Source organism: Pseudarthrobacter phenanthrenivorans (assembly GCF_036455295.1).
Classification (GTDB): domain Bacteria; phylum Actinomycetota; class Actinomycetes; order Actinomycetales; family Micrococcaceae; genus Arthrobacter; species Arthrobacter phenanthrenivorans_C.
Window position 1 is genome coordinate 89,064 of record NZ_JAYXNX010000015.1, and the last position, 12,740, is coordinate 101,803.

The 12,740-nt window shown below is 67.2% G+C and carries 10 protein-coding genes; 2 read left to right on the forward strand and 8 right to left on the reverse strand.

Going from position 1 to position 12,740, the window contains the following annotated elements:
- Positions 1-50 precede the first annotated feature (50 nt).
- From VXJ37_RS17170 to VXJ37_RS17205, 8 genes are all read right to left on the reverse strand, one after another.
- On the reverse strand, positions 51-1,634 hold the full coding sequence (locus VXJ37_RS17170) for an APC family permease (protein ID WP_331324266.1): 1,584 nt from the start codon (positions 1,632-1,634) through the stop codon (positions 51-53).
- Positions 1,635-1,773: 139 nt separating this feature from the next.
- Positions 1,774-3,414 carry a GMC family oxidoreductase gene (locus VXJ37_RS17175; protein WP_331324256.1) on the reverse strand — a complete coding sequence of 547 codons (1,641 nt, stop codon included), beginning with the start codon at positions 3,412-3,414 and terminating at the stop codon, positions 1,774-1,776.
- The gene (locus VXJ37_RS17180; protein ID WP_307303732.1) at positions 3,415-4,953 is read right to left on the reverse strand and encodes an aldehyde dehydrogenase family protein; all 1,539 of its coding nucleotides are present in this window, start codon (positions 4,951-4,953) and stop codon (positions 3,415-3,417) included.
- Between the two features lie 99 nt (positions 4,954-5,052).
- Positions 5,053-5,679: a TetR/AcrR family transcriptional regulator gene (locus VXJ37_RS17185; protein WP_331324257.1), complete on the reverse strand. Its 627-nt coding sequence runs from the start codon at positions 5,677-5,679 to the stop codon at positions 5,053-5,055.
- 75 nt (positions 5,680-5,754) lie between these two features.
- Positions 5,755-7,038: a benzoate/H(+) symporter BenE family transporter gene (locus VXJ37_RS17190; RefSeq protein ID WP_331324258.1), complete on the reverse strand. Its 1,284-nt coding sequence runs from the start codon at positions 7,036-7,038 to the stop codon at positions 5,755-5,757.
- Positions 7,039-7,244: 206 nt separating this feature from the next.
- The gene (locus tag VXJ37_RS17195; RefSeq protein WP_331324259.1) at positions 7,245-8,222 is read right to left on the reverse strand and encodes an ABC transporter substrate-binding protein; all 978 of its coding nucleotides are present in this window, start codon (positions 8,220-8,222) and stop codon (positions 7,245-7,247) included.
- 240 nt (positions 8,223-8,462) lie between these two features.
- The gene (locus VXJ37_RS17200) at positions 8,463-9,161 is read right to left on the reverse strand and encodes a type 1 glutamine amidotransferase domain-containing protein (RefSeq protein ID WP_331324260.1); all 699 of its coding nucleotides are present in this window, start codon (positions 9,159-9,161) and stop codon (positions 8,463-8,465) included.
- A gap of 63 nt (positions 9,162-9,224) precedes the next feature.
- A complete protein-coding gene (locus tag VXJ37_RS17205) occupies positions 9,225-10,097 on the reverse strand; it encodes an aldo/keto reductase (RefSeq protein WP_331324262.1) in 873 nt (290 codons plus the stop codon).
- 139 nt (positions 10,098-10,236) lie between these two features.
- Between VXJ37_RS17205 and VXJ37_RS17210 the strand changes: the two genes are divergently transcribed.
- Together VXJ37_RS17210 and VXJ37_RS17215 are read left to right on the forward strand one after the other, a co-directional pair.
- Positions 10,237-11,229, forward strand: coding sequence for an LLM class flavin-dependent oxidoreductase (locus tag VXJ37_RS17210; RefSeq protein WP_331324263.1), 993 nt, complete (start codon positions 10,237-10,239; stop codon positions 11,227-11,229).
- A gap of 1 nt (position 11,230) precedes the next feature.
- A complete protein-coding gene (locus VXJ37_RS17215; RefSeq protein ID WP_331324264.1) occupies positions 11,231-12,694 on the forward strand; it encodes an MFS transporter in 1,464 nt (487 codons plus the stop codon).
- Positions 12,695-12,740 lie beyond the last annotated feature (46 nt).

Consider the following 12,740-nt stretch of genomic DNA (forward strand, 5'->3'; position numbering starts at 1 on the left):
CGGCGGCACTTTTGGTAAGTGCCGCCGTCGGCCCCTTGGGCCTGGCTTTCCTAGCTTTCGGTTGCCATGGCGGCGTTGACCGGCACCGCCTCGTGGGCCGATTCGTGCCGTTCCCCGTGCTCTGCGTGGGACGACGGGTGGGCTGCCACGGCCGCCGCGTGCTCGGCCAGCACCCCGGTCTGGTGCCGGATCTTGAGCCGGTAGAGCAGCGTCCCGCCAATGATCACTGCGGCCACGAACATCACGCCGCCCCACTGCAGGTACCACTCAAAGGGCGGCACCGAGTTGTAGATTTCGGGCCGGGGCCAGACGAGGTTGATGGTCATGGCGGCACCCCACAGGACCGCGAGGATGTTCACCGGAAGGCCCCACTTGCCCATGCGGAATCCGGGCTCGGAACCGTCCGCGATGAGGGGCCACTTCCTGGCCAGCCGCTTGCGGAGCAGGGGAACCGTGACCAGGAGGTAGGACAGGTAGATCAGTACGATGCTGATGCTGGAGAGGATGGTGAAGATGGCAGGTTGGGTGACGTTGACCAGCAGCGGCAGGATGGCCAGGACGCCGATCACGATGGCGGCCACCGTGGGGGTGCGCCGGACGGGATCCACCTTGCTGAGCTGCCGGCTGAAGGGCAGGTTGTTGTCCCGGGCCATGGCAAACATCATCCGGATCGCGGCGGCGTGGACGGCCAGGGTGCACACCACCACGGCCACCACGATGCAGGCCAGGAAGGCCTTCCCGAAGGGTCCGCCCAGGACGGAGAGCACAATGTGCTGCAGGCCGCCGTCGGGGGAGCCGATCTGCGGGTCCGTGAGGTCCGGTGCGGCAAGGATGCCGAACAGCAGGATTCCCCCGCCCAGCAGGAACGACGCCGTGACGGCGCGCAGGATGGCCTTGGGAGCGGTCTTCTTGGGGTCCTTGGTTTCCTCGCCCAGGGAGCTGGCCGTGTCGAAACCGTACATGACGTAGCCGGAGGCCATGGCACCGATCAGGAAGACGCCGAAGAAGCCCAGGTCCTTGCCCTCGCCGAAGCCGTTGGTCTGGAAGAAGACCTCCGGCCCCCGGACCACGTGCCAGCCCAGGGCAAGGATCAGCAGCACGGCCGCGATGAGTTCCACGAAGACGCCGATGCTGTTGATCCTGGTCATCAGCTTGACGCCGAACGCGTTGATGAGGGTGGAGATGGTGATCATGATGGTGGCCAGCACCACGCCGTTCATGGCGAAGTCGTAGGGGCCGGTGCCGTCACCGATGAACTGGAAGCCGGACCAGAGCTGCGGCAGGGTGATCTGCAGCGCCAGGGCCACGGAGCCCAGCGCCATGATGGAGGACAGCAGTAGCAGCCAGCCGGCGAGCCAGGACGAGGTCCCGGACGCGAGCCGCTTGGCCCAGTTGTAGACCGAACCGGCAACCGGGTAGCGGCCGGCCAGTTCGGCGAAGCACAGGGCCACCATCAGCTGGCCGACGAACACGATGGGCCAGGACCAGGCGTACGCCGGGCCGGCCATGGAAAAGCCAAAGTAGAACAGTTGGAAAACACCGGTGAGGATGGAGATGTAGCTGACACCTGCGGCGAAGCTGGCAAACTTGCCGATGCTTCGGTCCAAGGTCTGGGTGTAGCCGAATTCGTCCATGCCGCTTGAATCAATACTCTTGCTGGGTTCCAAATTGGACTCCTGGATCAGAAAGCACGATGGGAGGCCGCCCTGAGGTGCGGCGGATTAACGCTTGGGGCCGTGGCTGTTGGGAATGCGGGCCCCTAAGGCCTGCCGCTCAGGCGAGGGCTGAGGTCAGCTCCTTGTCGTTCGTTCCATCGGCGCCGGTACGTCCGGCACGGATCAGGTCGGCGCAGCGCTCGCCGATCATCATGACGGTGATGTTGGGGTTCACGGTGACGTGTTCGGGCATGACGGAAGCATCGGCCACCCGGAGCCCGGTGACGCCCTTGACCCGCAGCTCGGGGTCCAGCGGCGACATGTCGTCGTCGGCCGGGCCCAGGCGGACGGTCCCGACCGGGTGGTAGACGGTGTTGTGGGTCTTGCGGATGTAGTCCTGCAGTTCCTCGTCCGTCTGCGCCTCGATGCCGGGCGAGAGTTCGCGGCCGGTCCATTCCGCCATGGCGGGCTGGGCGGCGATCTCGCGGGCCTTGCGGATGCCGGCCACCATGACGCGCATGTCGTGGCCGTCCGGATCCGTGAAGTAGCGAGGGTCCACCATGGGCTTGTCGCGGAAGTCGCGGCTGCGCAGCCGGACCGTGCCGCGGGAGCGGGCATGGGTGACGTTCGGGGTCAGGCTGAAGCCGTTCTCGGTGGTGGGGTAGCCGTGCCGCAGGGTGTTCATGTCGAACGGGACGGAGCCGTAGTGCATCATCAGGTCGGGGCGGTCCAGGCCGTCCTCGGTGGGGGTGAAGATGCCGATTTCCCACCACTGCGTGGAGGTCTGCACCATGGGCTGCTTCGCCTCGAACTGCACCACGCCTTCGGGGTGGTCCTGCAGATGCTCGCCCACGCCGGGGGAGTCCACCAGCACCTCGATGCCGTGCGCGGCGAGGTGTTCAGCCGGGCCGATGCCGGAGAGCATGAGCAGCTTGGGGGAGTCGATGGCGCCGGTGGACACGATGACTTCCCGGTGGGCGGTGAGCCGGTGGGTGCGGCCAAAAGCTCCGTCCACCACGTCCACGCCGGTGCAGCGCTTGTCCGCGTCGAACACCAGCTGGCGGGCGCGCAGGCCTGTCAGCAGGGTGAAGTTGGGGCGGTCCACGATGGGGTGGATGTAGGAGACCGAGCTGGAGGCGCGCGTGCCGTCCGCCTGCCGGTTGATCTGGAAGAAGTTGGCGCCGTTGACCACGGTGGTGCCGGTGTTGAACCTGGCGCGTGGGATTCCGGCCTGCTCGCAGGCATCCAAGAGCGCGACGCCGGCAGGATCCGCCGGAGGCACGTTCATCAGGTGCACCGGGCCTGAGTCCCCGTGGTGGGGTGCGTCAGGTCCGGCGTCCTCATTGGTTTCCAGGCGCTTGTACAGCGGCCACGCGGCGTCCGCGTTCCAGCCGGTGGCGCCGTACTTGGACTCCCACTCGTCCAGGTCCTCGCGGGGAGCCCAGAAGGCGATGCAGGAATTGTGGCTGGAGCAGCCGCCCATCACCTTGGCGCGGGCATGCCGCATGAAGGAGTTGCCGTTCTCCTGCGGCTCGATGGGGTAGTCCCAGTCGTAGCCGGATTCCAGCAGTTCCATCCAGCGGTCCAGCTGCAGGATTTCAGGGATGTTGCGGTCGTCCGGGCCCGCCTCGACGAGGGCGACGGTGACCTCCGGGTCCTCGCTGAGCCGTGCGGCCACGGCGGCGCCGGCGGACCCGCCGCCGATCACGACGTAGTCGAACCCGCGGTCGCTCACGTCCTCAATGTTGTCGTAGTGCATCTAGTTCTCCTTGCTGTGGTCAGCGAACCAGCCGGTGACCTGCGGCCTGGTGTTCTGGTAGATGTGCTTGGCTTCCTGGTATTCGGCCAGGCCGGTGGGGCCCAGCTCGCGGCCGACGCCGGACTGGCCGAAGCCGCCCCACTCGGCCTGCGGGAGGTAGGGGTGGTAGTCGTTGATCCAGATGGTGCCGTGCCGAAGCCTGCCCGCCACACGCTGGGCCTTCCCGGCGTCCTGCGTCCAGACGGCCCCGGCCAGGCCGTAGATGGTGTCGTTGGCGATCGCCACGGCCTCGTCCTCGGTGCGGAAGGTTTCCACCGTGACCACCGGGCCGAAGGCCTCGTCGGTGACCACGGACATGCCGCGCTGCACCTGGTCCAGGATGGTGGGCAGGTAGTAGAACCCGGCGTCGTACTTCTCCCCGGAAGGCGCCGAGCCGCCGGTCCTCAGCCGGGCGCCCTCGGCGATGCCGCGCTGGACGTACTCGTGGACACTGTCGCGGTGTCCTGCCGAGATCAGCGGGCCGGTCTCGGCGTCGTCGTCGAAGGGGCCGCCCAGGCGGATGCCTTCAGCGCGGCGCACCAGTTCATCCACGAAGCGTTCGGCAATGGATTCCTCAACCACCAGGCGGGCGCCTGCCGAGCAGACCTGGCCGGAGTGGACGAAGGCACCGTTGAGCGCGTTGTCCACTGCGGCATCGAAGTCGGCGTCAGCGAAGATGACGTTCGGGTTCTTGCCGCCCAGTTCAAGCGCAATCTTCTTGACGGTGGCGGCAGCGGTGGCGGCGATGCGCTTGCCCGTTTCCAGCCCGCCGGTGAACGAGATGAGGTCGACGTCGGGGTGTTCGGACAGCGGGGCCCCAACCTTGGTGCCGGGCCCGGTGAGAAGGTTCGCGACGCCGTCGGGCAGGCCCAGGTCCTGCATGAGCTGCATGCACAGAATGCTGGTGGACGGGGTCAATTCGGCTGGCTTGAGGACGAAGGTGCAGCCGGCTGCCAGGGCGGGTGCGATCTTCCAGGCGGCCTGGAGGAGAGGGTAGTTCCACGGTGTGATGAGGCCGCAGACGCCGACCGGTTCATAGACAATCCGGCTGACGACGTCCGGATTCCCGGCGTCCACCACACGGCCCGGCTGCTGGCCCGCGAGCCTGCCGAAGTACTCAAAGCAGGCGGCGATGTCATCGATGTCGATGCGGCTTTCCACGATGCGCTTACCAGTGTCCAGCGATTCGGCGCGGGCAAACTTTTCCCGGTGCTCCCGCAGGCCGGCGGCGACCTTGAGCAGGAACGTGCCGCGCTCGGGGGCCGGGACGGAAGACCAGACTCCGGAGTCGAAGGCTGCCCGGGCCGCGGCAATGGCGCGTTCGGCGTCCTCACGGCCGCCTTCGGACACCATGGCGACTACTTCGCCGTCGGCGGGATTGCGGATCTCCCGGGCGGCGCCGGAGGCTGCCGGTTCCCAGCGGCCGTTGATGAACAGGGTGCGGGGCGTCTCGGGGAGGGCGCGTGCGGCGGCGTCCCCGTCGGGTGTGGCGTAAGTCATACGCAGGACAATAACGGAGATTGAACAAGTGTTCAATACTTTTCTTGAACACTTGTTCAATGCTACGCAAAGGTGACTGTTGCCTTGCTGCAGGATTTCTTAGGGCTGGCCGGCTTCCTGGTCCTGGCTCGCCGTGCCGTCCAGCGGTGCGAACGCGATCTGCTCCGTCCGCTCGATGCTTCGCTCGATTGACGCCTTGTCAACGCCGAGCAACGCGGTGAGCCACACGCCGTTCTGGATGACCACGATGTCCGACGCCCGCTCCCGGCACACCTCCCACGGCAGCTCCGGCTTGGCGCTGGACACCAGCGCTGCGACACCGTCGATGTACCGGTCGAATGCGGCGGCGTTGATCTGGGCGTAGTCCTCGTCCGCCTGGGCGAGGGCCCACAGGTGCAGGCGCAGGGACAGGTATCGGGTGGTCAGCAGGTCGGCGCCCGCCACACGGCGGAGGGCCCTGCGCAACTGTTCATCCGGGGCCAGCGACGGGTCCGGGGCAACGAGCCGGAGGTCGTGCTCATCAACCCGGCCCAGGGCTGCCCTGATCAGCGTGGCCTTGTCGTCGTAGTAGTAGTTGACCAGACCCAGCGCCACGCCAGCCTCGCGCGCCACCGAGCGCATGCTCACCCCCGAAATGCCATGACGGGAGAGTAGGTCCATCGCCGCCTCAAGGATGCGGGATTGCCTGTCAGATAGTTCGCCGGAGTTCACGGCACTGCTCCCCATTCCGCCACACTATTGCCTAACCAGCCCGGAGCGCACTTTGCCGGGCCACAACAGGCCTCTTGGGGGCCCGGTCCGTCAGGACTTGGCGTGGTCCGCACGCTCAAGCAGGCGGGACACCGCGTAGCCAATGACCAGGCCCCAGAAGGCCGCATGGATATTGAAGAGGTTCATGCCGGAAATGGTCACCACAAACGTCACCAGCGAACCCAGGGTGAAGCTGGTTGCGAAGGCGGTGACAAAAGCCTGCTGGAGGGCCCGCAACATCGCAATGCCGCCCAGTGCCAGCACAAACTCCTTGGGTGCGGCCAGCATGAGCCGGGTCAGAGTGGGGGCAAATGCGGCGAACACCAGGGCCAGCAGGCCGTAAGCCACGGCAGCCGTGTATTGGCGCTGCCGGCTTCCCGACGACGTCAAAAGGGCGTTGGTGGGACCGGTCACGCACGCCGAGACAGCGCCGAAGCCGGCGTTCAGCACCGAAAACGCCCCGGAGGCGATGGCGAAGGCATTCACGGGCGGACGATGGCCGGCGGCGCGGAGGACGGCGATGCCCTGGCCGTTTTGCACGAACAACACTGTCAGGGCCAGGGGGACAACCAGCTCAAGCTGGGCGGCCCAAGTGAACTCAGGGGCGGTGAAAACCGGGGTGGCCAGGAGTGGGCCCCCTGCCGGGAGGTTGAATTGGCCGCTGGCCGCCACGGCAATGCAGCCTGCCACCAGGGTACCCAGGACCGGCGGCAGGAACCTGCCCAGCCTGGGGACTGCGGTGAGCACCAGGAACGCGGCCACCATCGGAGCAGCCACGGCCGGGTTGTCCTGGGTGGAGGCAACGATGTCTGTGCCGAACTTCAGGAACACCGCGGCCACCATGGCCATCACGAGTGGCATCGGCACTAACGCCATAGCCCGACGCACCACCCCGGTGGCGCCCAGGGCGAGGATCAGCACGCCGGAGGTGAAGAAGGCCCCGACGACTTCGGGGAAGGACAGGTGCTGCAGGGACGGTCCCAGGAGAACCGTTCCGGGGATGGACCAGGCGAAGCCCAGGGGCTGGCGGTAAATGAGCGACATCAGCAGCGTGGCCGCACCGCCGGAAAACAGAATGCCAAAAACCCAGGACGACAGCTGGCCCTGCGTCAGGCCGCCCGCCGTTCCGACGGCCAGGGTGACGGCGATGGGCCCGGACGCAGCGAAGATGAGCCCGATGGCCCCGTTGGAGACATAGGAGAGGCCCAGGTCGCGAAGAATAGTGCGCGGGCCCGCGGGCCGGACCCCCGGGCGTTCCAGCAGGGGTTCCGGCGCCGGTGCCGGCGGGGCCGACCCGGCGGATGTGGCGGGCGGCTCGGGGCGGGGGTGGCTCATCGGAACTCCTGGCTGGCGCGGAAAAACCGGAGGCGCTCCGAAGCATGGCTCCGGAGCGCCTCCGTTCGGGGTGTCTCCCGGTTTGCGTGCTACTTCTTCTGGCCCTGCTTGGCCAGGACGTAGTCATAAACTACTTCCTCGCCGGCTCCATCGGTACGCGGACGGCGGTCCAGCATCAGTTCAGGGGGTTCCTTCGTCGGCGCCCCCTATGTTTTCGGCAGGCCAGCCGGGTTCAGTTCGGACTTCTGGATGGCCTCGGAGGACAGGCCCCAGCGGTCCAGGATCCGGGCGTAGGTGCCGTCGTCAATCAGGTGGTTCAGCGCAGCCTGCGCGGCAACCGCCAGGCCGTTGCCCTTCTTGGTGGTGAAGGCGATCTGCGCCGTCAGGGGCCAGCCGCCGTTCAGCGTGCCCACTTCCTTCGTCTTACCGTCCTGCGCCGCCTTGTACGCGGCAGCGGCGTTGGGCCCGAACGTCAGGTCCGCACGGCCCGACTGGAGGGCCAGGCTTGAGGCGGAGTCGTCGTCGTAATACTGGAACTGGACCGGTGCCAGGCCGTTCTTCCTGTTCTTCTCGTCCCAGCGCACCAGGATGGCTTCCTGGTTGGTGCCGGAACCCACGATGATCCTCTTGCCCGCCACGTCCTTGGCTTCCTTGATCTCCCCAATGCTGGAGTCGCTCTTGGCGTAGAAGCCCAGGAGGTCGTTGCGGTAGGTGGCGAAGTCGAACTTTTCCTTGCGCGCCTCCGTGACGGTCACGTTGGACAGGACGGCCTCGTACTTGGACGATTCAATGCCCAGCGGCCAGTCCGCCCAGGCGACGGGCAGGACCTCCACCCGCAGGCCCAGGGACTCACCCACGGCGTAGGCGATATCCACCTCGCTGCCGATCAGGGTCTTGTTGTCCGTGGCGAACAGGCTGAGCGGCGCCGCTCCGCCCGTGGTCACCACGGTGAGCTTGCCGTCGGCCTTGACCGCCTCAGGCACCAGGGCCGCGGCGGCAGGGTCCGTTGAGACTTTGAAGCGGTCCTGTTCGGGGGACAGGTTAAAGGTTTTGCCGGCGGAGTTGGTGGCGGACGACGACGGTGCTGTCGCCGCCGAGGCGCCGGGATCGGAGCAGGCGGCCAGTGCCAGCAGTGCTGAGACGGCAAGGGCTGCAACGGCGGCCGGCTTGGTTGTGATGGGCATGGTTCCTCCTGGAAAGGGCCGAAAGATGCGGCGGGAGTGCGCGTTGCAGCAACTATCCGGCAGCCCCTTCCAAGGAATCAAAGGCCCGCGAAACCCTGAGATACAGGGAGTAACAGCGGTTCACCGGAGGACCGGCGGGGATATATTCCCGGCAGGGCAACAAAGCCGGGAGACGGCAAGAGGGGACCGGTTCGCATTGAACTGGTCCCCTCTTGCGGCGGCAGGGTTGGCGCCGGGTGCCTACGACAGCGCCGCCAGGACTTCCTTGGCCACGTCCCCGCTGGACTGCGGGTTCTGGCCGGTGATCAGGTTGCCGTCCCGCACCACGTTGGAGGACCAGGCGGCGCCGTTTTCGATCACGGCGCCCTTCTCCTTGAGGGCGTCCTCCACCAGCCATGGCGTGTTCTCGCCGGTCCCGCCGCCCAGCTCTTCCTCGTTGGTGAAGACCGTGAGGCGCCGGCCCTTGAAGGCAAACGCGCCGCCGTGGTCCGTTGCGCTCAGCAGCCCGGCGGGTCCGTGGCAGAACGGGGCAATGATCTTGCCGGCCTTGTTGGCTGCCACCAGGATGCGGCCCAGGTCCGCGTCCTTGTACAGGTCCGCCATGGGGCCGTGCCCACCGGGCATCACCACGGCGTCGTAGGAGGCAACGTCGACGTCGGCCAGGACCAGCGGGTGGGCGAGTTCGGCGTCGATCCTGGCCAGGTAGTCCTTAAAGCCCTGCGCACGGTCCTCGCCGCCGGCCGACTCTGCGGCCAGGCTCACCTGGTCCACGGTGGGCTTCCTGCCGCCGGGGGTGGCGATGTGGACGGTGTTTCCTGCCTCGGTGAGGGACTGGTGGGATACCACCAGTTCCTCAGCCCAGTAGCCTGTGGGATGTTCGCTGCCGTCCTTCATGGTGAGGGAGTCTGCGGCCGATACGACCATCAGGATGTTTGCCATGGTGTTTCTCCTGTCGTTGCTGACGTGAATGTCTTTGCTGACGTGAGTGGCCGAAGCCGCGTGCTACTTGCTGGCTGCTTCCAGCTCAGCGTATGTGTCGTCGTCGAGCGTGATGCCGGCGGCGGCCATGTTTTCTTCCAGGTGCTGCACGGATCCGGTGCCCGGGATGGGCATCATGACGGGGGAGCGGCGCAGCAGCCAGGCCAGTGCCACCTGCGAGGTGGTAACACCCAGGCGCTTGGCGGCCTCGTCCAGTGGGCCACCCGGCTGGGCGAGCTCACCGGCGGAAATCGGCGCCCACGGGATGAAACCGATGCCGTTCTCCTCCGAGTAGCGCAGCACGTCCTCGGAGCTGCGGTCGGTCAGGTTGTAGCGGTTCTGCACGGTGGACACGGTGAAGTACCTTCCGGCCGCTTCGAGCTCCGCCACGCTCACCTGTGACAGGCCCAGGGCACGGACCTTGCCCTCGTCCTGGAGCTCGCGCAGCACGCCGAACTGCTCCTCGGCGTCCACCTTGGGATCGATCCGGTGCAGCTGCAGCAGGTCCAGGGTGTCCACCTTGAGCTTGCGCAGGCTCAGCTCCGTCTGCTGGCGCAGGTACTCCGGCCGGCCCACCGGGATCCACTTGTTGGGCCCCGTGCGGGTGAAGCCCACCTTGGTGGCGATCTTCAGCCCCTCCTTGTACGGGTGCAGGGCCTCGGCGATGATTTCCTCGCTGATGTTGGGGCCGTAGGAATCGGCGGTGTCGATGAAGTCAACGCCGAGTTCGACGGCGCGGCGCAGCACGGCCACGGCGGCCTTGCGGTCGGCGGGCTCGCCCCAGACGCCGTCACCCACGATGCGCATGGCACCGAAACCGAGGCGGTGCACGGTCCCGAGGTCCTTGAGGTCGATCGTTGCGGACACTTCCAGCTGGTTCGTTGAATCATGGCTCATAGGGGCGGCAACCTCATAAGTGTGCTGAGTATTCCGGAAATCACGAAATAAGCCGGGCCCTGCCGTGGTTATGCCTCAAGTGCCCGCCGTGATCCGGCCGGCGACTCTTACGAAACGTTCCTGAAAGGCCGCACCTGACGTGACTCTTCCCCTTTCCATCCTTGACCTGGCGACCATCGGCAAAGGCCAGACGGCGGCGGAGAGCTTCGCGGGCAGCGTGGCCATGGCGCAAAGCGCCGAGAAGCTGGGCTACCGGCGCATCTGGTACGCCGAGCACCACAACATGTCCTCCATTGCGTCCTCCGCCACCAGCGTGCTGATCGCGCACGTGGCCGCGCAGACGGAAAGCATCCGTCTGGGAGCTGGCGGCATCATGCTGCCCAACCACTCCCCGCTGACCATCGCCGAACAGTTCGGCACCCTGGAAACCCTGCATCCGGGCCGGATCGACCTGGGCCTGGGCCGCGCGCCGGGCAGCGACCAGAACACCATGCGCGCCCTGCGCCGCGACCCCATGTCCGCGGACAGCTTCCCCCAGGACGTGCTGGAGCTGCAGGGCTACCTGACCGGGCCCACCCGCATCCAGGGCGTAGAAGCCACCCCTGGCAACGGCACCAACGTCCCGCTGTACATCCTGGGCTCGTCCCTGTTCGGCGCCCGCCTTGCCGCGCAGCTGGGCCTGCCCTACGCCTTCGCCTCCCACTTTGCCCCCGCCGCGCTGCAGGATGCGGTGGCCATCTACCGGAGCGAGTTCAAGCCCTCCGCCCAGCTCGACGCGCCGCACGTCATCGCCGGCGTCAACGTGATCGCGGCCGACTCCGCATCCGAGGCACAGGAGATGCTGCAGGCCACCAAGCGCGCCCGCGTCTCGCTGTTCTTTGGCGGCGGTACCCGTGAATTCACCGACGACGAGGCGGACATGATCCTCGACTCGCCCCAGGGGCGGCACATGGCCCAGATGATGACCTACTCCGCGGTGGGCACGCCGGACGCTGTCATCGAGTACCTGGACAGCTTCGGCAAACATGCAGACGCTGATGAACTGATCGTGGCCCACCAGAGCCCCGGCACCAGGGAGCGCCTGCGCTCCGTGGAACTGCTGGCCGAGGCCGCCGGACTGGTGCGGGTCTGACATGGCGAACGCAAAAGACGGCGTCGGGTTCCGTTCCGAACGCGGGCCCATCCTCATCGCCCTGATGCTCTCCACGGGGCTCGTGGCCATCGACTCCACCATCGTTGCCACGGCGGTCCCGTCCATCGTCCGGGACGTGGGCGGATTCGCGTCCTTCCCCTGGCTGTTTTCCGCCTACCTGCTGGCGCAGGCGGTATCCGTGCCCATCTACGGCAAACTCTCCGACATGGCAGGCCGCAAGCCCCTTATCCTGACCGGGATTGGCCTGTTCCTGCTCGGTTCGGTGCTGTGCGGGATGGCCTGGAGCATGCCCTCGCTGATCGCGTTCCGCGCCCTGCAGGGGCTGGGCGCCGGCGCCGTGCTGCCTGTCTCGGTCACCATCGCCGGCGACATCTACACCTTGCAGGAGCGCGCCAAGGTCCAGGGCTACCTGGCCAGCGTCTGGGCTGTTTCCTCGGTAGTTGGCCCCAGCCTGGGCGGCATCTTCTCCGCGCTGGGCATCTGGCGCGGCATCTTCCTGGTCAACGTCCCGCTCTGCCTCCTGGCAGGGTGGATGCTGATCCGCACCCTCCACGAGAACGTGGAACGCGCCCCCCACAAGGTGGACTACGCCGGCGCCGTGCTGCTGGCCGGGTCGCTCGGCCTGCTCATCCTGGGCGCCCTGCAGGGCGGCCAGGCGTGGGCGTGGAACTCCCCCATCAGCATTGGCGTGTTTGTGGTGGGCGCAGTCCTGCTGGGCGCGTTCCTGCTGGTGGAACGGCGTGCAGCGGAACCCATCCTGCCCGCCTGGGTGGTGTCCCGGCGCCTCCTGGCCACCACCGCGCTGGTCTCCTTCGGCGTCGGAACGGTAATGATCGGCCTGACCTCCTACGTGCCCACCTTCCTGGAAGGCGCCCTCTCATCCTCGCCCCTGGTGGCCGGCCTGGCGCTCGCCGCCCTGACCCTCGGATGGCCGCTCAGCGCCTCGCAGGCAGGAAAGTTCTACCTGCGGATCGGGTTCAAATCCACCGCCCTGATCGGCATCGCCATCTCGGTGGCGGGCCTGCTGATCCTGTCCCTGACCGCCTCCTCGCCCAACGTGGCACTGATCGCCCTCAGCTGCTTCGTCGTCGGGCTCGGCCTGGGCCTGCTGGCAACCCCCACGCTGATCGCCGCCCAGTCCAGCGTGCCCTGGCACGAACGCGGCGTGGTGACCAGCACCAACATGTTCGCCCGGTCCATCGGCAGCGCCCTGGGCGTGGCCGTGTTCGGGGCCGTGGCCAACGCCATCTACGGCGGCAGCGACGGAGGCAATGCCGCCCCCGCCACGGTGATCAGCGCCTCCGGCGCCGTGTTCCTGGCGGCGCTGGTGGCCGGGCTGCTGACGGTCGCGGCCGTGCTGGCGATGCCCGCGGTCAAGGCCGAAGACAGCGGCAATCCCGATGCGGAGCCAGTGCCCACCCAGGCGGAAGGCAGCTCCAGCTAGGTGTATTGACCACGGACGTTAGTGACGCCCGGCGTGGTTTGGTGAC